The sequence below is a fragment of the Methanobrevibacter ruminantium genome (assembly GCF_016294135.1).
Taxonomy (GTDB): domain Archaea; phylum Methanobacteriota; class Methanobacteria; order Methanobacteriales; family Methanobacteriaceae; genus Methanobrevibacter; species Methanobrevibacter ruminantium_A.
Map to the genome: position 1 here is coordinate 81,289 of NZ_JAEDCO010000002.1, position 24,184 is coordinate 105,472.

The 24,184-nt window shown below is 32.7% G+C and carries 22 protein-coding genes; 15 read left to right on the plus strand and 7 right to left on the minus strand.

From position 1 onward, the window contains the following. The first annotated feature begins 181 nt into the window (after positions 1-181). Positions 182-1,561 (plus strand): NAD(P)/FAD-dependent oxidoreductase, encoded by a 1,380-nt coding sequence (locus tag VW161_RS01380; RefSeq protein WP_304093378.1) that lies wholly within the window; start codon positions 182-184, stop codon positions 1,559-1,561. A gap of 151 nt (positions 1,562-1,712) precedes the next feature. On the opposite strand, the gene VW161_RS01385 is transcribed toward VW161_RS01380, so the two are convergent. From VW161_RS01385 to VW161_RS01395, 3 genes are all read right to left on the minus strand, one after another. After that, positions 1,713-2,258 carry a nitroreductase family protein gene (locus VW161_RS01385; RefSeq protein ID WP_304135076.1) on the minus strand — a complete coding sequence of 182 codons (546 nt, stop codon included), beginning with the start codon at positions 2,256-2,258 and terminating at the stop codon, positions 1,713-1,715. Between the two features lie 60 nt (positions 2,259-2,318). Next, positions 2,319-3,275 (minus strand): cell wall biosynthesis protein, encoded by a 957-nt coding sequence (locus VW161_RS01390; RefSeq protein WP_304135078.1) that lies wholly within the window; start codon positions 3,273-3,275, stop codon positions 2,319-2,321. A gap of 182 nt (positions 3,276-3,457) precedes the next feature. Continuing rightward, positions 3,458-4,519 carry an mRNA surveillance protein pelota gene (locus VW161_RS01395; RefSeq protein WP_304085876.1) on the minus strand — a complete coding sequence of 354 codons (1,062 nt, stop codon included), beginning with the start codon at positions 4,517-4,519 and terminating at the stop codon, positions 3,458-3,460. A 250-nt stretch (positions 4,520-4,769) separates the two neighbouring features. Here VW161_RS01395 and VW161_RS01400 point away from each other — a divergent pair, with 250 nt between their 5' ends. From VW161_RS01400 to VW161_RS01420, 5 genes are all read left to right on the plus strand, one after another. Further along, positions 4,770-6,077: a prephenate dehydrogenase gene (locus VW161_RS01400; protein ID WP_304093376.1), complete on the plus strand. Its 1,308-nt coding sequence runs from the start codon at positions 4,770-4,772 to the stop codon at positions 6,075-6,077. A gap of 92 nt (positions 6,078-6,169) precedes the next feature. Then, the gene (locus tag VW161_RS01405) at positions 6,170-7,741 is read left to right on the plus strand and encodes a ClC family H(+)/Cl(-) exchange transporter (RefSeq protein WP_304093374.1); all 1,572 of its coding nucleotides are present in this window, start codon (positions 6,170-6,172) and stop codon (positions 7,739-7,741) included. A 53-nt stretch (positions 7,742-7,794) separates the two neighbouring features. Continuing rightward, a complete protein-coding gene (locus tag VW161_RS01410) occupies positions 7,795-8,133 on the plus strand; it encodes a NifB/NifX family molybdenum-iron cluster-binding protein (RefSeq protein WP_304085870.1) in 339 nt (112 codons plus the stop codon). A gap of 19 nt (positions 8,134-8,152) precedes the next feature. Beyond that, the gene (locus VW161_RS01415) at positions 8,153-8,512 is read left to right on the plus strand and encodes a flavin reductase family protein (protein ID WP_304085868.1); all 360 of its coding nucleotides are present in this window, start codon (positions 8,153-8,155) and stop codon (positions 8,510-8,512) included. Beyond that, a complete protein-coding gene (locus VW161_RS01420; RefSeq protein ID WP_325192649.1) occupies positions 8,509-8,631 on the plus strand; it encodes a hypothetical protein in 123 nt (40 codons plus the stop codon). The genes VW161_RS01415 and VW161_RS01420 overlap by 4 nt, the downstream gene beginning before the upstream one ends. A gap of 208 nt (positions 8,632-8,839) precedes the next feature. Here the strand turns inward: VW161_RS01420 and VW161_RS01425 are convergent, their stop codons facing one another. From VW161_RS01425 to VW161_RS01435, 3 genes are all read right to left on the minus strand, one after another. After that, positions 8,840-10,282 (minus strand): glutamate--cysteine ligase, encoded by a 1,443-nt coding sequence (locus VW161_RS01425; RefSeq protein WP_304085864.1) that lies wholly within the window; start codon positions 10,280-10,282, stop codon positions 8,840-8,842. Positions 10,283-10,300: 18 nt separating this feature from the next. Beyond that, positions 10,301-11,701: a hypothetical protein gene (locus tag VW161_RS01430; protein WP_304085862.1), complete on the minus strand. Its 1,401-nt coding sequence runs from the start codon at positions 11,699-11,701 to the stop codon at positions 10,301-10,303. Positions 11,702-11,858: 157 nt separating this feature from the next. Continuing rightward, complete coding sequence (locus VW161_RS01435; RefSeq protein WP_325192650.1) at positions 11,859-12,662, minus strand: class II glutamine amidotransferase; 804 nt, start codon at positions 12,660-12,662, stop codon at positions 11,859-11,861. 801 nt (positions 12,663-13,463) lie between these two features. Between VW161_RS01435 and VW161_RS01440 the strand changes: the two genes are divergently transcribed. The 4 genes from VW161_RS01440 to glmM all read left to right on the plus strand — a co-directional run bounded on the left by VW161_RS01440 (position 13,464) and on the right by glmM (position 18,240). Then, on the plus strand, positions 13,464-14,042 hold the full coding sequence (locus VW161_RS01440; RefSeq protein WP_298536487.1) for a 30S ribosomal protein S3ae: 579 nt from the start codon (positions 13,464-13,466) through the stop codon (positions 14,040-14,042). Positions 14,043-14,474: 432 nt separating this feature from the next. Further along, complete coding sequence (locus VW161_RS01445; RefSeq protein ID WP_304085858.1) at positions 14,475-15,173, plus strand: TIGR00297 family protein; 699 nt, start codon at positions 14,475-14,477, stop codon at positions 15,171-15,173. 422 nt (positions 15,174-15,595) lie between these two features. Next, positions 15,596-16,834, plus strand: a complete 1,239-nt coding sequence (locus VW161_RS01450) for a 2,3-bisphosphoglycerate-independent phosphoglycerate mutase (protein WP_304085857.1) — start codon at positions 15,596-15,598, stop codon at positions 16,832-16,834. Between the two features lie 59 nt (positions 16,835-16,893). Beyond that, positions 16,894-18,240 (plus strand): phosphoglucosamine mutase, encoded by a 1,347-nt coding sequence (gene glmM, locus VW161_RS01455; protein WP_304093372.1) that lies wholly within the window; start codon positions 16,894-16,896, stop codon positions 18,238-18,240. Between the two features lie 195 nt (positions 18,241-18,435). Here the strand turns inward: glmM and VW161_RS01460 are convergent, their stop codons facing one another. Beyond that, positions 18,436-18,597 (minus strand): rubredoxin, encoded by a 162-nt coding sequence (locus VW161_RS01460; protein WP_074798578.1) that lies wholly within the window; start codon positions 18,595-18,597, stop codon positions 18,436-18,438. Positions 18,598-18,988: 391 nt separating this feature from the next. Between VW161_RS01460 and glmU the strand changes: the two genes are divergently transcribed. From glmU to VW161_RS01485, 5 genes are all read left to right on the plus strand, one after another. Next, complete coding sequence (gene glmU / locus VW161_RS01465; RefSeq protein WP_304085853.1) at positions 18,989-20,308, plus strand: bifunctional sugar-1-phosphate nucleotidylyltransferase/acetyltransferase; 1,320 nt, start codon at positions 18,989-18,991, stop codon at positions 20,306-20,308. Positions 20,309-20,439: 131 nt separating this feature from the next. Beyond that, complete coding sequence (locus VW161_RS01470) at positions 20,440-20,916, plus strand: gamma carbonic anhydrase family protein (RefSeq protein ID WP_304085851.1); 477 nt, start codon at positions 20,440-20,442, stop codon at positions 20,914-20,916. 117 nt (positions 20,917-21,033) lie between these two features. Further along, positions 21,034-22,158 carry a histidinol-phosphate transaminase gene (gene hisC, locus VW161_RS01475; RefSeq protein WP_304085850.1) on the plus strand — a complete coding sequence of 375 codons (1,125 nt, stop codon included), beginning with the start codon at positions 21,034-21,036 and terminating at the stop codon, positions 22,156-22,158. 31 nt (positions 22,159-22,189) lie between these two features. Then, positions 22,190-22,900 carry an anaerobic ribonucleoside-triphosphate reductase activating protein gene (locus VW161_RS01480; RefSeq protein ID WP_304085848.1) on the plus strand — a complete coding sequence of 237 codons (711 nt, stop codon included), beginning with the start codon at positions 22,190-22,192 and terminating at the stop codon, positions 22,898-22,900. 244 nt (positions 22,901-23,144) lie between these two features. Further along, the coding region (locus tag VW161_RS01485; protein ID WP_325192651.1) for a tetratricopeptide repeat protein at positions 23,145-24,184 on the plus strand (1,040 nt) is incomplete at its 3' end.

The window sequence follows — 24,184 nt, forward strand, 5'->3', positions numbered from 1 at the left end:
TTACATAAAATTATTTTTATTAAAACAATTATCACTCATTTGAAACAGCTATTTTTAAAAATAATTAATAAATTTTTATAATAAAATAAACATACTAAAATTAATTAATTAATTTATTAATTTTAATAATTATTACTGACTTAATAAAGCCAACTATATTAAAAAATATTCAAGGGATAGCATGGAAGAAATAAAAAAATTTAAAAACATTGTTATTGGAGCAGGCCCTGCTGGAAGACTTGGATCATTTGAACTCGGTAAATTGGGAGAAGAAACTCTTCTTATTGAAAAGAAATACATTGCAGGAACCTGTCTTAATGAAGGATGCATGGTCGTATGTGCTCTTACAGACATCAGCCGTTTCATAAGAAACTTCAAGAGATTCACTGAAATCGGATTCATCGATGGAAACATAAGCTTGGATTATAAATCTGCATGTGACAACATTAAAAAGACCCAACTCATGCTTCGCAGGCTTAACCAAGAGGAAAATGAAAGCGTAAACAATAATGTTATCTATGGTGAAGCAAGTGTGGAAATAAACGATGATGACAAAATAATTGTTAAAGTGAAATTAGACAATGACAATGAGCTTCAAAGAGAAAATGTGAAAGATAAGGATCATGATATATACGAGGCAGAAAATCTTTTGATAGCTACTGGTGCAAGACCATTTATTCCAAATATCGATGGAGTAAAATATGCTTTGACAAGTAGCGATGTACTTTCCTTAGAGGAAGTTCCAAGCAAATTAAATATAGTTGGTGGAGGAATTATTGCTACCGAATTGTCAAACATATTCTCAATCTTTGGAAGTGAAGTAAAAATCATTGCAAGAAGTGAAATCCTAAAGGACTTGGAGCCTGAAATCAAATCGTATGTTGTTAACAAGCTCATTGAGGAAGTGGATATTTATGAAAACACCAATGTTTTGGAAATCACTGAAAACTCCATCATAACCGACAAGGGAGAGTTTGAAGGAAAAACATTGATAGCTACTGGAAGAGTTCCAAATTCAGAAATAGTTGCAGACATTGTTGACTTGAATGAAGATGGATCAATTAAGGTGAATGAATTCTTCCAAACCTCAAATCCAAATATCTATGCTGCAGGAGACGTTACAGGAGGAATCACCCTTACTCCTTATGCAAGAAAAGAGGGAATTTCAGCAGCAAGAAACATGGCCGGATACTTGAATAAGTTTGATGATATAAACGTTCCACAATCATTGACATTGGATTTGGATGTGAGCTTCACTCAAAAAGCATCAAAATCTGAAGGCAATGACAACGTAAATGTTGAAGATATAATCATTCCAGGTCTTGGAGGACCTCATGCATTCTGGAGAATATTAAGAGGAGAAACTGGACTTACAAAGATTTCATTGAATACAGAAACAGAAGAGATAGTGAGAGCAAGCCAAATATCCCCATCCTCAATTGATGATACTGCTTATCTTGCATTCCTTATGAATATGGGAATAACTAAAGAGGATTTCGATGATTTCCTGGAAGTTCATCCATCCACAGATGCTTATTATAAAATCTTAAAAATCATGTAAATGATTGAAAAAATAAGTAATAAAAAAATAAGAAAAATATAAAAATGGATAAAATTTTCATTATTTTATCCAACTCTTTTTTTAAAAATAGTTTAATGAAATAAATTAAAAATAAAAAATAAATAAAAATTTAATAAAAAATTATTAAATCTTATTTTACCCAGTTTACGAAAACATCCTTACGTGGGTTTGGTTCATTTGGCTCAAGCTTATAACCTAAAGCAACACCATACAATGGAGTGTATCCTTCAGGAATGTGAAGCTTTTTCAAGTTTTCTTCAACACTGAAGTAAATAGCTACAAGACCTAACCAACAGGATCCAATATCCAATCCTTCTGCTGCAAGAAGCATGTTTTCAATAGCTGCAGAACAGTCTGCTTGCATATTGGTTGCATCGGATTTAGCAGAAACAAATACAACTGTTGGAGCATTGTGCATTACATTTACACCAGATTCGGCTATTGCTTCAAGGAACTCATCACCTGAATTGGATAATATGTTGAGTACAGAATCATTGATATCTGCAAGAATTTCCTTGTTTTGAACTACAGTGAAATGCCATGGAGCTTCTCCTCTTGCAGTAGGAGCCATAATAGCTGCTTCTAAAATTTGTTCAATTTGCTCATCTTCAATTTGCTCATCTTTGTAAGCTCTTACGCTTCTACGATTTTTAATGACTTCAAAAATATCACTCATAAGATCACCATAATAAAAATAATGAATTAAAAAAATTTAATTGGATTGATAGAGCAATTATTAGCTTAACTTTCTCAAATCAGTCGGTTTTGTTCTAACATCCTTTTCAATTACTCTTTCTAGATTAGGGGAATATGGATTGTAAAGCAATCTTCTAAATCCAAGTGAAATTAATAAATTATCAGTAACAACTTGCTGACGTTCACCAAGAATGATTTTTCTGAATAAATCACCTAAACCTCCACCAGTTAAGACATCCATAAACAAATCACCGAAAGTTGGATTGCTTATATGCAATTTATTAATAAGGAATCTAGATAAGTTTCTTCTTCTAATGTATGCAATCAATGCAGTTGTTACAATGAACAATATTAAGGTCCCTACAAATCCTCCAAGAATGTAAAAGCTTATTCCCAAAACTATTGCAAAGGTATGGTTTCCCACTTCACCTAACATGATCTTTCCTGAATAGTCTAAAGGAGCGTAAGCTATACATGTTACTAAAGTTAGCAACGGAACATAATATGCAGGAATCTGTGCTACAGGAGCTACACCTAAAATCAAGGTTGCAAGTATTGTAAAGAAGCTCATTACAACAACTACGCTTACTGCAGACCCAGGTTGCATATCTGCAATGTTCATAGGCTGAATCATTAAAGCAACTAAAATAGAAGAAATGCCCATAAGAGGATAACCTAATCCGATAACGCATAACATACCTATTCCTCTTGCAAGCTGTCCTATTTCAATAGGCAAGTTAGCGATTCTTCTTCTACCTATCACATCATCGACAAGGGCACATAATCCCATAACCAAAACAAGATTGTTATATCCTGCAGGCAAGAACAGGCTAATTACAATAAATGGAACTATACCAATCCCACGAGGAGTACCTCCACGCACTGGCTCATACAGATTTCCCATATAACCTCTTTTGCCTAAGAAACGGAATATGATATTCAATGCCCCAGTTCCTAAAAATGTTGCAATAAATACTAAAAATAATTCTAAAAACATGTTTAAAATCCTTTAATTTTTTCCTTTAATTTTTTAATGTAATATTAATATTTTTATAATTTTTATTATATATAATGTTAAGTTTTTAGATATTGGTTAAAATCTATTTTAAAAAGTCTAAAAAATAGCGGTTTAGAAAAATAATGAAAAATGATTTCAATGAATTATTGATAATTAACCAATCAGTTAATGGAGTACCTTAAGATAGCAGCCATACCACCTAATCCCTCAAGCTGTTTTCCACCTTCATGCTGGCTGCTTATGACTAAAACTTCACCAGACATGTTTTCCACCATATCCATGGATCCCTCAAGGTCTTCGCTTCTAATCAGATTATCCAAAACCAATAGCTTTTCAATAGCTCCCAAATCTATAGCATCTTTAACTTGCTTTTTACCGTAAACAACTAAATTGGAAGACTTTGCTATCTCCTGAAGGATTTCATTAATTGCTGCAATTTCAAAGGCAACCCTATTTTCAGCTGCCAATTTCTCAACGGTTCCCTTCTTAAGAACCTCATTAATACCCACTCTGCCACCGGAACCGGTTGCTTCGACTATGGACTTTTTAGCCAAATCCTTATGCTTCAACTCAAGATACTTTAAGAAATCATTCTTATAAAATCCAGGACCTGCCAAAACTATTGTCTGAATATTGTCAAACTTGAGAATATAATCCACAATCTTTTGATAGAATTTCTCAATATTCTTTGCACGGTTTTTGTCAATTATCCTTTTTCCAGAAACATTTCCCATAACCGGACCATAATATTCAATTCCAAATTGCCTCATCAAACCGAAGTCTGCAACATCATCTTCCAATACAACAATGATTGCAGAGAGTTTCTTGGAAGCTTCAATAGCTTGGCTGATTCTCTTCAATGCATAGCCGGACCAATGTTCCTTGAATATTTTAATTGGAGTGTTCAATTTGGCTTCAATTGTATGGTGAGATCCGAGAGGAATCAAGTCTTCAGGACCTTTAATGATTGAACCGATTATCCTAAGCTTTCCAGTGAATATGTGAAAACTTACATCCTCCACTGAAACACCTAAAGTAAAGGTCTTCTTAACCCCCCTATCACTTCTTAACTTATCCCCAGTATTGTCTTGAATCCTTCTTGTTGTCTTAGAGTATACAGTATCTCCCTCAGCGATTATGTGAGACAGATGCCATAAGTCATCTAAAGTTTCAGGAAGAAGTTCAATAATTCCTTTCTTTCTATCTTGATAAGTTATTTTCATGAATAAACCTCAATTAAACCATACAAAAATTATAAATTTCTTAAAAATTCTCATTAAAATTAATCAAAAATTATAAAAAACTCAATAGTTATATAATTATTATAACAATATAAAATATGAATATTGGTAATATATAAAATTAAGTAATTTTGAAAAATAATTATCAAAATAAATTTATCAAATAAGTTTATCAAAATCAATGAAAATTATTTTTATCAATTTCTAAAACAAAACTAATAGAGCTAATAAAATGAAAATTGGAATTATTGGAGGAACACGAGGTTTAGGAAGAACCATTGCATGGTATATGAAAGACTTTGACTTCGATGTTACAATTACAGGAAGAGATTCCATTGTCGGAAAGCAAGTCAGTGAGGAACTTGGAATAAAATATAGCGACAACAATAAGAAGATTGTTCAAGATAGCGATATCGTGATTATTTCCGTTCCTATTTCAAGCACTGAAGCAGTTATAGAAGAATTAGGACCATTTATGAAAGAAGGTTCATTGATGATTGATGTTACTTCAGTGAAAGAGGGCCCTAGCCGCAAAATGAAGGAATGCATTGGAGAAGGAGTTGAATTCATCCCTACTCACCCAGTCTTTGGTCCAAGAACAACAGACTTGAAAGGGCAAATCATAGTGCTTACACCAATTGAAAAGGGAAATTGGTACCCTAAAGTCTACAAGTTCCTTGAAGACAAGGGAATGAGGATAGTGGAAACAAGTCCGGAGCATCACGATGACATGATGGGAATTGTACAGGTCTTGACTCACTTTTCATACATCTCTACAGCTTCAGCTATTGAAAAACTTCAAATTGACATTAAGGACACTGAAAACTATGAAAGTCCAATTTACAATCTAATGATTGATACAATAGCGAGGATAGTATCTCAAAATCCATATCTTACTTACTCAATCCAACATGAAAACAAGCGTGGAGAAAAGATCAGACAAGCTCTTTTTGATTCCATAAGCGAATTGAAAGAAGCATTGACAAATGAGGACGAAGATGAGTTTGTTGAAATCGCTCTTAGGGCAACAAAGCATATGGGAGACATCCAAGCGGCTTTAGGTAGAAGTGACAAGGCAATAAATGCCCTTACCCAGGAATATAATGTATTAATGCAATCCATTGGACAGGAAGTAGGGCTTAAGCATATTTATTCAGATAAAATCCATGTTGGAAAAATCAAGGAACTTGATTTGGATTTCGTCTATTTGGAAGATGAAAACGGGAAGGTTAAAAAGCTAAAGGTTTCCAATGCTAAAATGCTGGATGAAGAGGAACTGTTCAATTGGAAAGTCAAGAATCAGAAAATACACACAAGAGACCTTAGCGCACTCTTCAGGAGAAAATCAAATCCTCACATCATCAAAGACGCTTTAAAAAGAATTGATGATGTTGTCGATGTGGAAATAATTGACATTTACAAAGGCGGACCTATAAAAGAAGATGAAATCAGTTACACCTTTTCAATCCAATCATTAAGCAAAGAGTCTCTTGAAGAATGTGAAAAACTAATTAAAGGATTCGGTGGAATTACAAGATAAAATTGATTTTATTCATTAATTTATTCATAGAATTAACAATAAATTTAAAAGAAAAGAAGATTTGATGAAATGAATTAAACTGAGGTTAAACCATGAAAATGATTAAGCAAACATTGGGTTTGAATGTAGATGATTCAAAATATTACATCAAACTGATTATAGAAGCAATTTTAATAGGTTTATTCTCCGGATTAGTTGTATCATTATACAGATTCGGATTGGACAATAGCGAAAATATCCTATTTTCCACCTTAAAATACATTCAAGGAGACTTCCTTTTAACAGTTGCATGGTTTGCAATACTTGCACTTATGGGATTCATCACTGCACTCTTAATGAAATGGGATCCAGACAGTTTAGGAAGTGGAATCCCTATAGTTATGGGTGAAGTTAAGGGATACTTTGATGTATGCTGGTGGAAGACATTGATTGCCAAGTTTCTTGGAGGAACCCTTACAGCACTCGGAGGACTTTCCTTAGGAAGGGAAGGGCCATCTGTACAATTGGGAGCAATGGCTGCAAAAGGTGTTTCAAAATACCTTCCAAACAGCAAGACTGATGAAAAGCGTCTTTTGGTATGCGGAAGTGGAGCGGGGCTTGCAGCTACATTCAGTGCCCCTCTTGCAGGATTCATATTCACCTTAGAGGAAATCAATAAGGGATTTGACAGGTCCATCGTTATTGTAGGATTGGTTTCAGTTGTTGTAGCGGACTTGGTATCAAAAATATTCTTTGGACAAAGCCCAATATTTCCGTTCACATCATTGAATCTTCCTTTAAAATATTTCTACCTATTGATTATTTTAGGAATCATTGTTGGAATCTTAGGCTACATTTACAATGTAGGAATGATTAAGGCTTCTGAAATGTGGGAGAAATTGAGTTTCCTCCCATTGGAAATGAAATACATCATCGTATTCCTCATAACAGGAGCAGTTGGTTTGGTCTTACCTAATGTTCTTGGTGGAGGATACTCCATGATGCATTTGATAGAATATACTTTGCCTCCATTGTCAATACTTATTGTTCTTTTGATTGGAAAATACCTTCTTTTGATTTTCTGTTTCGGTTCAAGTGCACCTGGAGGAATATTCTATCCAGTTCTTGTTATTGGAGCATATATCGGTGCAATATTCAGTGCAATTGTCATTCCAATTTTTGGATTGGACCCAATGATTTCATATAAGTTCATCATGATTTCAATGGCTGCAATGTTTGCAAGTTCCGTTAGGACCCCTATAACCGCAGTTGTATTGATTGCGGAGATGACTGGAGTCACAAACTCACTTGTTGCAATGATTGTAGTGACAATACTTGCATATATTATTCCAACAATTCTTGGAAATGATCCAATCTATGAAACATTGCTTATGAGACTCTTGAAGAAGAATAAGGGAATTGACTTTGATAAGACAAAAAGCGTCTTGGAAGAGTATGTTGTTCCGATGGACTGTGCATTGATAGGAACAAAAATATGGGAACTTCCCATTCCTAAATCCGCTATGGTCGTATCTGTTGTAAGAAGCGGAAACACATTGATTCCAGATGAGGATTTGGAATTAAAATATGCTGATGAATTGTTCATCATTATGAATCAGAACACATACCCTGACGATAACCAGAAAATAGAATCCTTGATTTACAACAATTGGAAAGAGGAATAACTATTATTTATTATAATTAGAAGAAAAGAAAAAAAAGTAAAATGGTGACTAACATGAGAATAGCTGTTGCTTCAACTAATGGAGAAAATGTAGATTTGCACTTTGGAAAAGCAAAATCATTATATGTTTATGAATATGATGAGGAAGCAGATGAATTCAACTTTATAGAGCAAAGAAATGTTGAAATTGAAGCAGATATGAAACATCAAAATCCGAAAATCATTGAAGCCATCAAAGACTGTGAAGTGGCAATATGCGAACAGTTCGGACCTAAAGCAGCAATCTATGCAGAAGATGCTGGTTTAAAATTGGTAAAGGATGAAGGAACTGTTGAAGAGGTTTTAAGAAAATACATAGACCATATTAATTTCATGAAAAACATTAAAATCTAAAACTTTACATGGGTTAAAAATGTCAGGAAAAGTCAATTTAAAACCAAGGACAATGATGTATCCCTCTCCTGCAGTAATAGCTTCCGCTTATGACGAATATGGGAAAGCTGATGCATGTACACTTGCATTTGCTGCAATGTGCAGCCATCAACCTCCGGCAGTGATGATTGCAATCAATTCAACTGCTAAACGAAAAACACTTAAAAGCATATTGGAAAGAGAAGAGTTTGTTTTAGGTTTTCCAACAGTAGATCAAGTTGCAGAGACAGATTATATTGGAATGGCATCAGGATACGATGTGGATAAACTTGAAAAGGTAGGTTTCACCACTACCAAAGCTAAAGAAGTCAATGCACCAATCATAAATGAAATGAAATGAAAGTATCAGTTGAATGTAAAGTCATGAATATTGTTGAAGTGGGCAGTCATACTCAAATAACTGGAGAAATTGTAAACATTCAAGCAGATGAAGACGTAATAGGAGAAAAGGAAAAGTAGATTTGAAATTGCTTAATCCAATAGTTTATGATGATGTTTTATATGACTATCTTGAAGTTGGAGAGAAAATAGCTGATGCATTCAATGTAGGAGTTAAGTTTAGAAAATAACTTAAGAGAAAAAAATTAAAAAATAAAAAATAAAAATAGAGATTAAAAATAGAAATTTAAATTCTGATTAAAAAAAATAAAAATTAAAGATTAAAGAACTATTTTTCAGCCCCTTGAAGAGCAATAGGAACATAATCCTTAAACCGTTCATCATCCAACAAGTCTGTATTTTCCAAAAGATACTTGCTTGTTATCTTATTGATTTTAAACAATTTTATTTGGCTATCGATATAACCTTCTTCTTTAATCAATCTAATGAGACCCTTTCCATATGTCAAGGAAGGATCTACAATCCTTTGCCTCATTGAATCAATAAGTGAACGACTGCCAATTCCTAATGTTCTGCACATATCATCAATTTCATCAAGAATTCTCAATCCCCACTCTTCCAAACTGATTTCCTCACCATCTTTAAGCAATTTCATATTATAATCATATGCAGATTCAGCAGTCATTTCCTCATTGTAAAGAGCTTCCTCTTGCCAATTTTCATAATCTGACTCTTCAGCAATCAATGTATAAATTAGGAATAAATGGAGAAAATCCATATCTTTTTTTGTCAATCCACATTTATAAAATGGATTGATGTCTAAAGTTCTGACCTCAAGATACTTGATTCCATCATTTTTCAAGGACAAAAGGACATCACTTGGGTCTTTAGGCTTTAATCTGATTTGAGTATATAACTCCTTAGCTTGGGATAAACGGCCTTCATCAATGAAAGACTGAACATCCCTAGCAAATTCATCTACAGAATTGTAACTAGGATATAAATGCTCTAAATTCTTATACCCACATGATGCATTCCTAAATGAAGGACCTCTTTCACTATAAACTCCCCCACGATTATCGCTATTTTCCATCAATTTCGTACATTCTGGAGTGAAGGTATTGTGAGCTGCAACAGAACATCCTGTAAGGTAAATTATAAGCCAAACATAACGAAGGTAATTTCTTGATATCTTTAGATAAAGCCTATTCTTAAATTCCTTATAGGAAATCCTTGAATCCTCATCACTCTCAATCTCACTGATATCCAAATTCTCATATAATTTTTCTATCAGTTCTTCCTTAAATGAAAAGTTAAAATGAATGCCTGAAATCAATTGCTTTCTAAGACCATATTTTTTAGCCAATCCTTTTCTATATTCCATTGACTCTTCTGCTAATTCTCTGCCTTTATATTTTGCAATTGGAATTTCGCTTGAATCCGGAAGGATGCAAGGCAATGACTGGAACCATAAGAACTCATCATCATCCAAAGAGCTGTTGACCAAATCTGACATGAATGAGAAGAATGAAAAGGCTTCATCGATTGTATCAAATGTTGGAGTGATGATCTCTATTTGGCTTTCTGAGAAATCTGTTGTTATGTAAGGATTTGATAATTTGTTTCCAAATATTTCAGAGTGTGGACTAAGTGAGAGCTCTCCATTTTCACGAACTCTTAATCCTTCCCACTCTATACCAAAAGAGCCTTGTTTTAAGTCCTCTGAACTTGCATTCTTATGCAATTGAGATAAATTGAATATCCTATCCATTTTATCACACCTTTTATCCTATAAATCACCATAATCCTTAATGATTTTTTCTAAACTTATTCCTTCTTTCAATGAATCCAATATCCTTTTTCCAGGATTTGTTCTCTCATTTACATTTTTGTATAATGATTCTAAAAAGATTTCCTCACCGAGACCTCTTTCTTTCAATCCATCTTTTGCCAAATCCAAAACATCTCTTGCAAGACCATACAATTCATCCTTATCGATTGAACTTGGAATTTCAGTCCTTATTAATAATTTACGAAGCTCTGTACTGTTATAACAATCGTGAAATACCGGAGTGTTAAAAAATAGCTTTTCCAGTTCCTTTGTTTTATGTTTTAAGCCTACATGAAAAGCTGCAACAGACATAGAGTCCTTGATAGGTTGAGTACAAACACTTCTATACTCAAGAGTTCCTCTAAAAGTCAAATTAATAAACTTAAATGCTCTCAAATATTCAATATCATCTAAAGATGGCTTAAACTCAATGTCCCTATAAGACCCTTTGCAATAGCATTCCCCTACAATGGAATCAGTGTTGAAATAATCCTTTAAAGGCATTGAAGGGAAATTAATGTAAATCCCATCTCTCATTACACAGTAAATGTTTAATGATTCAAGATAGGAAACCAATTCATTAATACTTTTAAATTCAATATCATACATTCCGATATTGTGTGGATTGACTCCATGAGTGCTGTACTCCCATAGGTTATCCCTAAAGCAAACGTAATCCTCATTATCCTCCAAAAGGACTGAATTGGAAAAGATTAACGCTTTGATTGGCTCCAATTTGGAAAACACATTTATGTTTTCAATCAAATCATCATATGGAACATCCAATTGAACCTGAGATGCACTGGAGAACATGCCGTATCCAGGATAATCATGGAAATACATCAATGAATCTGAATAATTGTCTGCTGACTTCAAATGATTATAAAGCATCAGGTATCGTTCACTTGGAATTGGAATTTCATTATTGTATTTTCTATAAGGGTTTATCCCCATACCGCTTAAGGTGTGGTTATGACTTTCAAACTCTTCCTTAATGAAGTGGTAATATTCACCAAATCTTTCATTGATGGTGAATAAGTCCTCTTCCTTGCCCATTGCAAATTCAATGTTGTTATATGAACAGTCATAACATACAATGTCATCATTTTCACGATTTCTTAAAGCATAGACATTGCCTTCATAATCTATGCCTTCAACTTCAAAAGAATTGAAATGATTCTTAAATGATTCAGTTACACGATGAACTATGTCAAAGTCCACCTCTTCCTTGTTCAAGTTGATTATTGGAACCTCAATTTCTATCCCAATATACTCTTTTTTAGATTTTTTAGTAGATTCCAAAAACATCTGACAGATCTTTTCCCTTATCATTTCATCTGTAATCGCATCATCTACCATTTAATCAACTCCAATTCCAATTTAATTATCCTTTAAAAAGGATTAAATTCCATATTTCTAAAAATTCTAAATTTCTTTCCAATTTTTCTAATAACTCACTAAAACATCTTCAAACATATTCAAGCAATATCTTAAACTTCAAAGAGCATAATATATATTACCATACATTCTCCTCTTCAACATCACTGCTTAAAGTGCTTGCAAATTTTTCAATGAACATAAGCTGCTCTTCAGTTTCAACATATTCAAATGAATGAGGTTTTGCCTTAAATAATAATTCTCCATCTGAAAAGGAAATTACAGTATTCAACGGCACTTCCTTCCAATCACTTGAATCTAAAGCTTGAGTTGAAAAGAAAACGCTGTTTTCAGTTTTCAAATAGCATAAGGAATCCCTATAATTTGTGTGAACATACATCTGTTCCCCATCATAAACAATTAGATTCAACTTATTGGATAATGCCATAAAGCTTATCAAGTCAGAAACTATATCGAATCTTTCCTTTAAGCTTAAAGGTTCGCCTTTAAATGCCTCAAACTTGTTTATCAAATCAACAATACCTAGAAGAATTCTTTCAGAATCGGTTTCCCCCTCTTCCTCAGTGCTGTACTTACATAAATCTGGGCAGTCAAAAACTGTTCCATTATGAATAAGAGTCCATCTTCTACCTGCATTGTCTTTTTTAACGAAAGGATGGCAATTGTAAAAGTCCTTCACACCAATAGTGCCTAAACGAATGTGTGCTAAAACATTTTTAGAGATGATTGGATTCAATAGGATATTTCCTAGCATAACACTGCTTCGAGCTTTTATAGGCTCTTTAAATACACTGAATTTTTCTGGATCTAAAATAGCCAATCCCCAACCGTGAGGATGCTCTTCACAATGACTATAAAACTCCTTTAGATAATCATTAAGCTCTTCTTCCTTTGATGAACTAAATCCAAAGATCTCACACATTTTTTACCTCCTTTCATTTTTTTAATAAAACAAACTATAGAAACATAAAAGTTTTATAACAATTGTTATATTTTTTATATTATTTAAATGTTTTAGTAGTAAACCAGGAAAATAAGAAAATTTTTTAGACATTTTCTAGAAATATACTGGAAATATATTGGAATATTGAAATATTTTCAGAAATATATAAAGACATTTTAAAAATATCTTAAAGATATATCTAAAAATATTTTAGAGTATAATAGGATTATGTTAAATATAGCTTAAAAGATTAACTAAATATATTACTAAATTTACTACCAATATACCACTAAATTGCTAAAATAATTATTAGATAAAAATTATAATATCAAAAATATTTATATACTATAAAAATCATAACTAACAATAACCTTTATGGGCGGGTTTTAAACTTATTTAAAACTTTTATGATATTATTTTAATTTAAATGGATTGATTCCAGAGCAGGTAAATTATAGATTATAAAAATTATTTAGCTTATAATCAAATTTTATAACTATTTTTGTATCTATTTTTGATATAAGGCCACTTCAGATATCTAAAGTGACATTAGCCCATTGACCTGTGATTTTAATATTATATTTTTTATTTCATCTAATGATTATTCATCATGAGATCAATAAGCATTGGATTTAACTAAAACTTATATCATAGCTAGATTTCTATCCTATTTTATATTATATTATAGTTTAGCCATAGCTATGTTTTATTTCAATAAAAAAACAAAAACAATTATTCTAAAAAATAATTACGTCAAAAATATAGAGAGGAATGATATAAATGGCAAAGAAACAAAGACGTAGAGTACGTGACACTTGGAAAGAAAAATCTTGGTACACCATTAAAACTCCTGTAGCATTCGGAGACAAAGAAATCGGTACCACCCCTGCAAGAGACCCTGAACTCGTGTACGGAAGAACTGTAGAAGTAACCATGAGAGAATTAACCGGTGACTTCTCTAAACAATACATCAAATTACAATTTGAAGTAAATGATGTAAATGGAAACATCGCAAACACTAAATTCACTGGACACAAAACCACTACTGATTACGTAAGAAGTATGATCAGAAGAGGAACCAGTAGAATCGATGCTCCTGTTATTGTAACTACCCAAGATGATCGTAAATTAAAACTCCATGTATTAGCTGTAACTACCAGAAGAGCAAAATCTTCCCAACAAAAATACATGAGAGAAACCATTAACGAACTAGTTACTAAAGTAGCTTCAGAAAAAACCTTTGATGAACTCGTAGAAAACTCTGTAAACGGTAGATTAGCTTCTGAAATTTACCACAAAGCTAAAAAAATCTATCCTCTTAAAAGAGTAGAAATCATCAAAAGTAAAGTATTAGAATAAATTTTCTAATATTTTATTTTCTTTTTTATTTACTACTTTAACTATTTTTTACTACTTTTTACTACTTTTTACTACTTTTTACTACTTTTTACTACTTTTTACTATTTTTTACTATTTTTTACTATTTTTTACAATTTTTATAATCTTATAAAGCTATTTTTTACAATAAAACTGTTTTTAACCATATTTACAAATGCTTTTTACTAATTATACTCAAATTCCTATTTAAAAAAGCCAATTAAAAGCAAAAACTATTTAAATAAGTAAGAATATTTAATTAAATAAATAAAAACATTTAATAAAAATTAGAAACCAAATAATAACTAAGAAGAATTAAATTAGAATATTATTTCAAATAAAATCATATTCGACTAAATTGAATTTTAATTGAATCTAAATTAAATCAAATAATTACGTAATAGAAGTGATTCTATGCATGAAGCATTTGTAATAAATTGGGGATATGTCATACTTCTGTTTATTTTAGGTGGAATAAGCTATAAAAGAAAAAGTTTAGACTTATTAGGTTCCCTTATAATGGTATTTATGGGAATTACAATCATCTTTTCAGCAGGAGTGCCATGGTTCATTTTAATCGTGCTGTTCTTTGGTTTAAGCATATTTGCTACACGCTTTTCAAAACCATACAAGAAGGAAATTGGCCAATATGAAAAGACAAGAACTGCAAAGAATGTAATCTCAAATGGATTGGTTGCTTTTTTAATGGCAGCATTTGGAAGTTATTACCTTCCGTTGGCAGGAGGATTCATTGGGGCAGTCGCTACAGCTACAGCGGATACATTAGCTAGTGAAATAGGTGTTCTTCAAGAACCTCGCTTAATAACCACTCTCAAGAAAGTGCCTGCTGGAACCGATGGTGCAATATCAATTTTAGGAACTTCTGCAGCAATTGTAGGTGCAGGAATAATTGGAATTGCTTCATTCTTATTAGGGGTCATTTCAGATCCTTTAATAGCTATAAAAATTTCAGTTATCTCAGGAACTTTAGGTTGCTTTATTGACAGTATCCTTGGGGCAGTTCTCGAGAGAAGACATTACATAAACAATGAACATGTCAACTTGCTTGCTACTATCTGTGGGGCAATCATTGGTATCATTTCTGTAATGTAAAAACTTTAATTTTTTCATTTTTTTTAAACATTTTAACTCTTTTTTTTTTCAAAACTTTATTAATTTTTATTTAAAAGATATTTTAAAAGATATTTTAAAAGATGTTTTAAAAGATATTTTATAAAGTAATATTTAATATTTTAAGTTTTTTCTCAATTTTACTTAATACAAATAAAATTTCAACTACTTTTTCAAGTTTTTTAAAAAAATATCCACTAAAATAAAAACAAATTTTATAAGCATATAAATTCATATATTTTATTAATAGTAAATATTAATTGATTTAATATTACTTTTTAAATATTCAGATATTTATTCAAATCTAAAATAAAAATTTTAATAAAAAATTAGAATTTTAATAAAAAATTAAAAATTAAATAAATAACTTTATTTCTATTTCAATTTATTGTGATGGTGAAAATATGAAAGGATTAATATTGGTTATGGATGGGATGGCAGGCCGTCCTTTAAAAGAGCTTAACAATCAAACTACACTACAAGCAGCTAAAACTCCAAATATGGACAAAATGGCAGAAAGAGGAATTACCGGATTAATGGATTCAATTGCTCCTGGAATCATTCCTGGAAGTGATACAGCACACTTATCCATTTTAGGCTACAACCCATATGAAGTATACACTGGAAGAGGCCCATTTGAAGCTGTGGGTGTTGGTGTAGGTGTTATTCCTGGAGACATAGCATTCAGATGCAACTTTTCAACATCAGATGAAGATGGAATAATTACAGATAGACGTGCAGGAAGAATTAGAGATGGAACCGATGAAATCGTCGCAACCTTGAACACAATGAAAATTGAAGGGTATGAAGACATTGAAATCATCTTTAAGGAATCAACTGGACACAGAGCAGTTTTAGTGCTTAGGGGAGACGGATTATCCGGCAAAGTAAGCGATGCAGACCCTAAAGTGGAAGGAAATAAACCTAAGACAGTCAAAGCTCTTGACGGAAGTCCAGAAGCAGAAAAAACTGCAGACATATTAAACAAATTAGTAGCTAAATCTTATGAAATGACTAAAGACCATCCAGTAAATCTCAAAAGAATAGAAGAAGGTGAAGCACCTGCAAACATAATCATTCCTCGTGGTGCTGGGGAAGTGCCTGAAGTTGAATCAATAAACGACAAATATGAAGTGAACTCTGCATGTATCGCAGAAACAGGACTTATTATGGGTATTGGTCGCTTTGCAGGAATGGATATCATTGAAATGGAAGATGTTACTGGTGGAACTGACACTAACCTCGAAAACATCAGAGACACAATCATAGACCAAGTAAACAATAGCGAGCATGACTTCTTCCTAATCAATATTGATGGTGCAGATGAAGCAGGCCACGATGGTAATGCAGAGGAAAAATTGAAATTCATTGAAAAGGTTGACGAAGTCGTAATGAGCGAACTCCTTAAATTGGAAGACTGCTATATCTTCTTAACTGCAGATCATTCAACACCTATTTCAGTTAAAAACCATTCAGGAGACCCAGTTCCTATCTTAATCAACGGTCCTGAAGTTAGAGTGGATGACGTTTGTGAATACAATGAATTTGCTGTTGCAAAAGGTGGCATGTGCAGAATCAGAGGTGCTGACGTGATGAATATCATGACTGACTTAATGGGATATGCACATAAATTCGGAGCTTAAAATCAATAAACTAATGATGATTATATTTCACCATTTAATTCGATAAAAGGAGTTAAATCATGACAAATAAAAAACTATTTGGAACTTCTGGAATCAGAGGTAAAATCGGTTCAGAGATTAACTCAGAACTAGCATTGAAAATAGGAAAATCACTTGCCAAATACTTAAAAAACACCGGAAAAGTTGTTATCGGTTATGATACCAGAACCACCAATAGAATGTTGGAACAGGCCATTACCGCAGGACTCATTGAACATGGAGTGGATGTTGTTAAGATAGGCATGGTGCCAACCCCTCTTGTAGGTTATGCAACTTTAAAACTTGATGCTGATGCCGGAATAATGCTTACTGCATCTCACAACCCATCACAGTACAATGGAATAAAGCTTTGGAATAAGAACGGAATGGCTTATACCCCAGAGCAGGAAGAGAAAATAGAGGAAATCTATTATAATCAAGATTTCGGTAAAGTGGAATGGGACAAAATAGGCATTATAAGCCATAACGATGAAATCAAAAAGCAATACATCGATGACTTATTGGACATCGTAGACATTAAGCCTGGACTTAAAGTGGTTATTGACTGTGCATGCGGTGCAGGATCAGAACTTTCACCTATCATATTCAGAAAAGCCGGATGTGAAGTGATCACCTTGAATTCACAAGTTGACGGATTCTTCCCAGGTAGGAACCCTGAACCGAATGAAGCAAATCTCTCAAGCCTAATGAAAGCTGTTGTAGCAACCGAATCAGATTTGGGAATTGCACACGACGGTGATGCGGACAGAATGATTACCGTTGATGAAAAGGGAAGAGTTTCTGAGTTCGATAAACTTTTAGCACTTGTTTCAAAGAAATTCGGCGGAACTGTTGTAACCACCGTAGATGCAGGATTATGCATGGATGAAGCAATGGAAGAAGTTGGAGGAAAAGTTCTTAGAACCAAAGTAGGTGACGTAAACGTTGCTGAAGTCATGATTGAAGAAAATGCAAGCTTTGGCGGAGAACCATCCGGTACTTGGTTGCATCCAGACTTCTGCATGTGCCCAGACGGAATATTGTCTGGTCTTAGAATGGCAGAAATCGTTTCCAAGGAAGGAAAATTATCTGAACTTCTTGAAAAATTCCATCAATACCCTCATATGAGAGAAAAGGTAATCTGTTCCAAAGAAGAGAAATTCAAAGTCATGGAAAACATGGAAGACCTCTTGAAGGATGCATTTGATGACATAAAGGACATCAATACAATTGATGGAATCAGATTAAGCTTCAATGATGGAAGCTGGGTTCTAGTCAGACCTTCTGGAACTGAAGATTATGTGAGAATAACTTTAGAAGCTAAAACAGAAGAAAAAGCTGAAGAAATCAAAGACACTTGCATTAAAATCATTAAAGAGAATATTTAATTATTCTCTAAATTTTTTTATGAAAAAATAATTAGTTTTGATGATTACGAATAAATTTTTGTAAATAAATTTTAAAAAGTAAAATAACAATCGAGAAAATAAAATCAAGAAAAAAAATAGTTAAGAAAATAGTTAAAAAAATAAAAAAGAAAAAGTTCTAATCAAACTTTAAAGCTTGAAGAGTTATCCGAAAACTTATTCATCTTCGGTAATAATTCCTTCAATACCTGCAGCACATTGAGGGCATACCCAGTCATCAGGGAAGTCTTCGATAGGTCCTGCTGGTACTTTGTAAGTTTCATCTCCGGTTTCAGAGTCCCAAGTGTATTCACAATGCATACATACATATTTTACCATATAATCACCTTTTTTAAATTTAATTAATCAAATAATTATTTAATTAACCATAATTCTAATATGTACAAACTTATATAAAAAACTTTTTTAATTAATATGGTTCTTAATCAATTAAACATTTTTCACATAGAATTCCACATAGTATTTATATATAAAAATATAAAAAATGAAATAATTTAAATAATTATTTAAATGAATAAAAAGTAATATAAAAATAAGGTATCTAATATTGATTTAAAATATTAAAAAATCATTGAAAAAAATATTTTTTATCAATTGTAGATTTAGTTTAAAACACGATTAAATAATAAATAAAAAAATTAGTAAATCAATGATTAAATCACAACACTAGATTAAAAAAAAATAAATTAATAATTATTGGAGGAATTAGGTGAAAGCTATAATCTTAAGTGCAGGCGAAGGAACAAGAATGAGACCTTTGACTCTCACAAAACCTAAAACAATGTTGCCTGTTGCTGGAAAACCCATTATTCAATATAATATAGAGGCACTGCGTGACTGTGGTGTGAAAGACATTCTTCTTATTGTAGGATATAAAGAAGAGATTGTTAGAAATTACTTTAAGGACGGTTCACATCTTGGAGTGAATATCAGTTATGCTACACAAAGCAAATTGGAAGGAACTGCAGATGCAATCGGCTATGGAAAAGATTTCATAGAAGACAGTTTAATAACCCTTAATGGAGACATAATCTTGGATGTGGATATCCTTAGCGAAATCATTGAGGATTATGAAAAATCAAAACCAGACACATTAATGGTTCTTACAGAAGTTGAAGATCCAAGTGCATTCGGTGTAGTTGAATTGGATGGGGACAATATTATCAATATTGTTGAAAAGCCTAAAAAAGAGGAAGCTCCAAGTAATTTGATCAACACTGGAATATACATCTTCAATAAGGACATCTTTGATAAGATTGACAAGACTGAAGTTTCTCCAAGAGGAGAATACGAAATTACAGATTCCCTCTCCCTTCAAATATCTGATGGAAAAGTGGTAAAAGGACATAAAACCACTAAAGAATGGATGGACATTGGAAAGCCATGGGAATTGATTGAAATCAACGAAGAATTGCTAAATCATATTGAAGGAGAAATCAAGGGAACTGTTGAAGAAGGCGTTACAATCCATGGAGAAGTATTCTTAGATGAAGGCAGCCTTCTCCGTTCTGGAGTTTACATTAAAGGTCCTGTTTACATCGGTAAAAACTGTGACATTGGACCAAACTCATACATTAGAGGAAATTCCTACTTTGGAGATAATGTTCATATAGGTAATGCAGTGGAAATCAAGAACTCAATCATTATGGAAAACACCAATGTAAGCCATTTAAGTTATGTAGGTGACTCCATTTTAGGTTCCAATTGTAATATCGCAGCTGGAACAAACATTGCTAACTTACGTTTTGACAATAAGACTGTAAAAACAACTATTAAAAACAAGAAAACAGACACTGGAAGACGTAAATTAGGTGCAATCGTAGGAGACTCTGTAAAAACTGGAATCAACTCAAGCTTAAGCCCAGGAGTCAAGATAGGAGTGAGAGCTACAATCGGTTCTGGTGTCCTATTATATGAAGACTTAGAGTCCGACATGAGAGTCTTGGTAAAGCAAGAGCATATTTTCCAAAACAAAAAAGAAACTGGACAAATCTCTTTAGAAGAAGTGGATGAAAATAAAGAAGAATAAAAAATTAATGAAAATTATATTAATTAATTTTCAATTTTAAAAAAAAAATAATTAAAAATTATTAATAAAATAATGCAATTATATTTATTAATTCATATGATTAATAAAAAAAATTAAAAGAGGAGTATATTATGAAACTCAACGAACCCGTAAAAATATTCCCTGGTGCACAAGTAATCGGTGATGTTGAAATTGGTGAAAACTGTTCCATATGGCATGGAGCGGTTATTCGAGGAGATGTAGGACCTATAAGAATAGGCAAAAACTCCAATGTGCAGGACAACTGTGTTCTTCACACTTCAGCAAACTTGACTCTTAAGATTGGAGACAATGTGTCTATAGGACATGGTGCTGTAGTTCATGGATGTGAAATTGATGACAATGTTCTTATAGGAATGAATGCTACTGTTTTAAATGGCGCTAAAATTGGTAAAAACTCAATTGTAGGTGCTGGAGCAGTAGTCAGTGAAAATAAGGAATTTCCGGAAAACAGCTTAATCTTAGGTGTTCCTGGAAAGCTTATTAAGGAAACTACACAAGACCAAAGAGACCATATTCTTTGGAATGCATCACACTATGTTGAACTTGCAAATGAATACGATGATTAAATCATCTATTCATCAACTTTTTTTATAAATAACATCTGAAGTTTATAATCATCTTATCATAATGCTGATTAGATACTGGCTATCAATGATTGAAAAACATATCAAGAAGGTAAAATAATGAAAGTACGTAAAGAAGTAGAGGAATTAGACCCATATGTTCCTGGAAGATCAAAAGAGGAAATCGCACAGGAATTTGGAGTGAAAAAGGAAGACATCATCAAATTGGGGTCTAATGAAAATCCATGGGGACCATCTCCAAAAGTAAAGGAAGCTATTGAAAAAGAACTTGCAAACATTAACAGATACCCTGAATCCGATTTGGAAGAGCTAAAAAAGGAATTTGCAAGATACTCCAATGTAAAGCCAGAACAGATTATCATTGGAGGAGATGGTGCAGATGAGCTTATTGACACTTTAGCAAAAACCTTCATTGAACCTGGTGACGAATTTATAGTCCCTTTACCTTCTTACATGTATTATGAATTCTTATTCAAGCCATATGGTGCTATTCCTAATTATGCAAAATGGAATTTGGAAACAAATACCCTTGATTTGGATTCTGTGCTCAATGCAATAAATGAAAAAACAAAAATGTTATTCCTATGCACTCCGAATAACCCAACTGGAGCATTGGTTTCACAAGATGAATTAAGAGCAATTCTCGATAAAACCAATAAATCCAAAGGTGGAGTTTGTGATGCGGTAGTTGTAATAGATGAAGCGTACTTTGAGTACTCCCTAACCAATAATGTCAACCTTTTAGACGAGTATGACAATATTTTCATTCTTAGAACAATGTCTAAAGTAATGGGGCTTGCAGGAATGAGAATAGGCTACGGTATTTCAAGCAAGGAAATCATTGAATTCATGCACAGGATCAAACCTGTTTTCTCACTTACAAAACTTTCATATATAGCTGCTCTCACTACAATAAAGGACACAGAATACATTGAAAAGTCCATTAAGGATGGAATAGAAAGCAGAGATTTCCTATATGATGAGATATCCAAAATGAAATCCGTTAAAGTCTATAAATCCTATTCCAATTTCATGTTGATTGACATTCATGATACAGGTTACACAGCTGCAGAGATTACAAGAGAATTCATGAAAAGGGGAATGATTGTAAGAGACTGCACTTCATTCAAGGGATTGGATGAATATTACTTTAGAATAAGCATTTGCACATTGGAAGAAGATAAAAAATTCTTAAATGTTATGAGAGAAATTTTAAATGAATAAATAATTCATTTTATTTTTAAGAGCTGATAGAATGGAATATAGTGTAACAGTTACATCATCAATTGAATATCCTAAAAATATGTCTTTTGTAATATTTTTAGCAAAATGCCCTCTCAGATGCCCATATTGCAGTAATAGCGAAATATTGGAAGAGGGAACTGAAATCAGCTTGGAAGAGATATATGAAAAGATTGATGATTCAGCAATGTTTATGGATGCTGTTGTTGTTTCAGGAGGGGAACCTTTAGTCCAATATGAAGATGTAATTGAAATTTTTAAATATGTTAGAGAAATTGGTCTTAAGACCAAATTGGATACAAGTGGAGTTTATCCAGACAGGCTCCAAAAAATATTGGATTTAGGATTAGTGGATTATGTGGCTATGGATATCAAGGCACCATTCGACAAATATGAGGAAGTCATTAAAGCAGACATTGGGCAAAAGGTAAAGGAATCCATGGAAATTGTAAATAAATATGATGATATCACTTTAGAATGCAGAACCACTTATTGCCCTAAATTGCTTACAGAAGAAGACCTCTTTACAATAGTTGATGAAGTTGAATGTGACTTGTACACCATTCAGCAATTTAGAAACAGATGCGTTTTAGATGAATCATTGGCAGAGGCAGAAGAGCCAAATCCTCATGACATGGAGGATATCGCTAAAAGGATCAAAGAGGCATATCCTAATCAGGACATAAATGTAAAAACTGCAGAATTCGGTCAAAAAAGCATTTAAATAGCTATTTAAAAATCATTCATACTCATTAATTAATCTAGAAATTTCTAAAATTAGCTTAAATTATATATAATTATCTAAAATTGTTTAGATTAATCTGATTACCTAAACCAATAAACGTGAAATTTAAAAAATAAATAGATAAGTTTATTAATTTTTCAATAAAGATAATAATATAATTAGGATTACTTAATTATTTATTTTAGACTATTTTTTATTAAAAGTCTCCAAAAAAGGTGATAAAATGCCAATCATGTCCTTTGGAAGTCAGAACATAAATATAATCACAAATAAAAAAGCTATGACTGTAAGGAAGTTATGGAAAACACCTTTAAAAGTTGGAGACAGACTTCATTGCTATTGGAATTTAGCTTCTAAAGAAAAAAAGAAAATTTTTGAAGCTCAAGTTACTGACGTTAAGACACTCCCATTTAAAGAAATCAAAAACAATGATAAGCTAGCCCAAGAGGAAGGATACGCAGATTCCAATGAAATGGTGAAGGAATTTAAAAAGATGTATCCTGATGGAATCTCTGATGAAGATTTATTCCAGGTGATCTATTTTGAAAAGCTAGACATCAACAAATGGAAAGGGGAAAAAATTGACCAAAAAGAGATGATTACTCAAAGGGCAGACATTTTATTTGATACAGGTAAATATGACAAGTCTGTCTTATGTTATAATGCTGCATTAAAGATTGATCCAAATGATGTTTATCTTTTAAACAAAAAAGGGGACAATTTAAGCAGGCTCGACCGTTTTGATGAATCCATTGAATGTTATGACAAGGCTTTGGAGATTGAAGGGGATAATGAATACATCTGGAACAACAAGGCAATAGCTATGCTTAACTCTGGAAATATAGAGGAAGCACTTGAAGCAAGCAATGGTGCATTGAATGCAAACCCTAACAATCCAGTAGTTCTCTATTGGAGAGGATTTATTCTAGAAATCTTAGCAGAATTCGATAAGGCCTTAGAGGTTTATGATAAATTGATTACCATTGATGACACCAACCCAGAAGTTTGGAATGCACGTGGAAATGTATTGACTGATATGGAAAGGCCTGAAGAGGCATTGGAAGCATATGACAAGGCATTGGAATTATGTTTGGAAGATTCTGAAATAGATGCAACAGCACAAAACAGGAAAGGAAATGCTCTCCTTGATCTTGGTAGATTTGAAGAGGCAATTGAATGTTATGATAAAGCGATAGAGCTTGAGCCAAGAAACACTTCATTCCTATTGAACAAGGGAGTTGTATTGATGGAACTTGACAGATT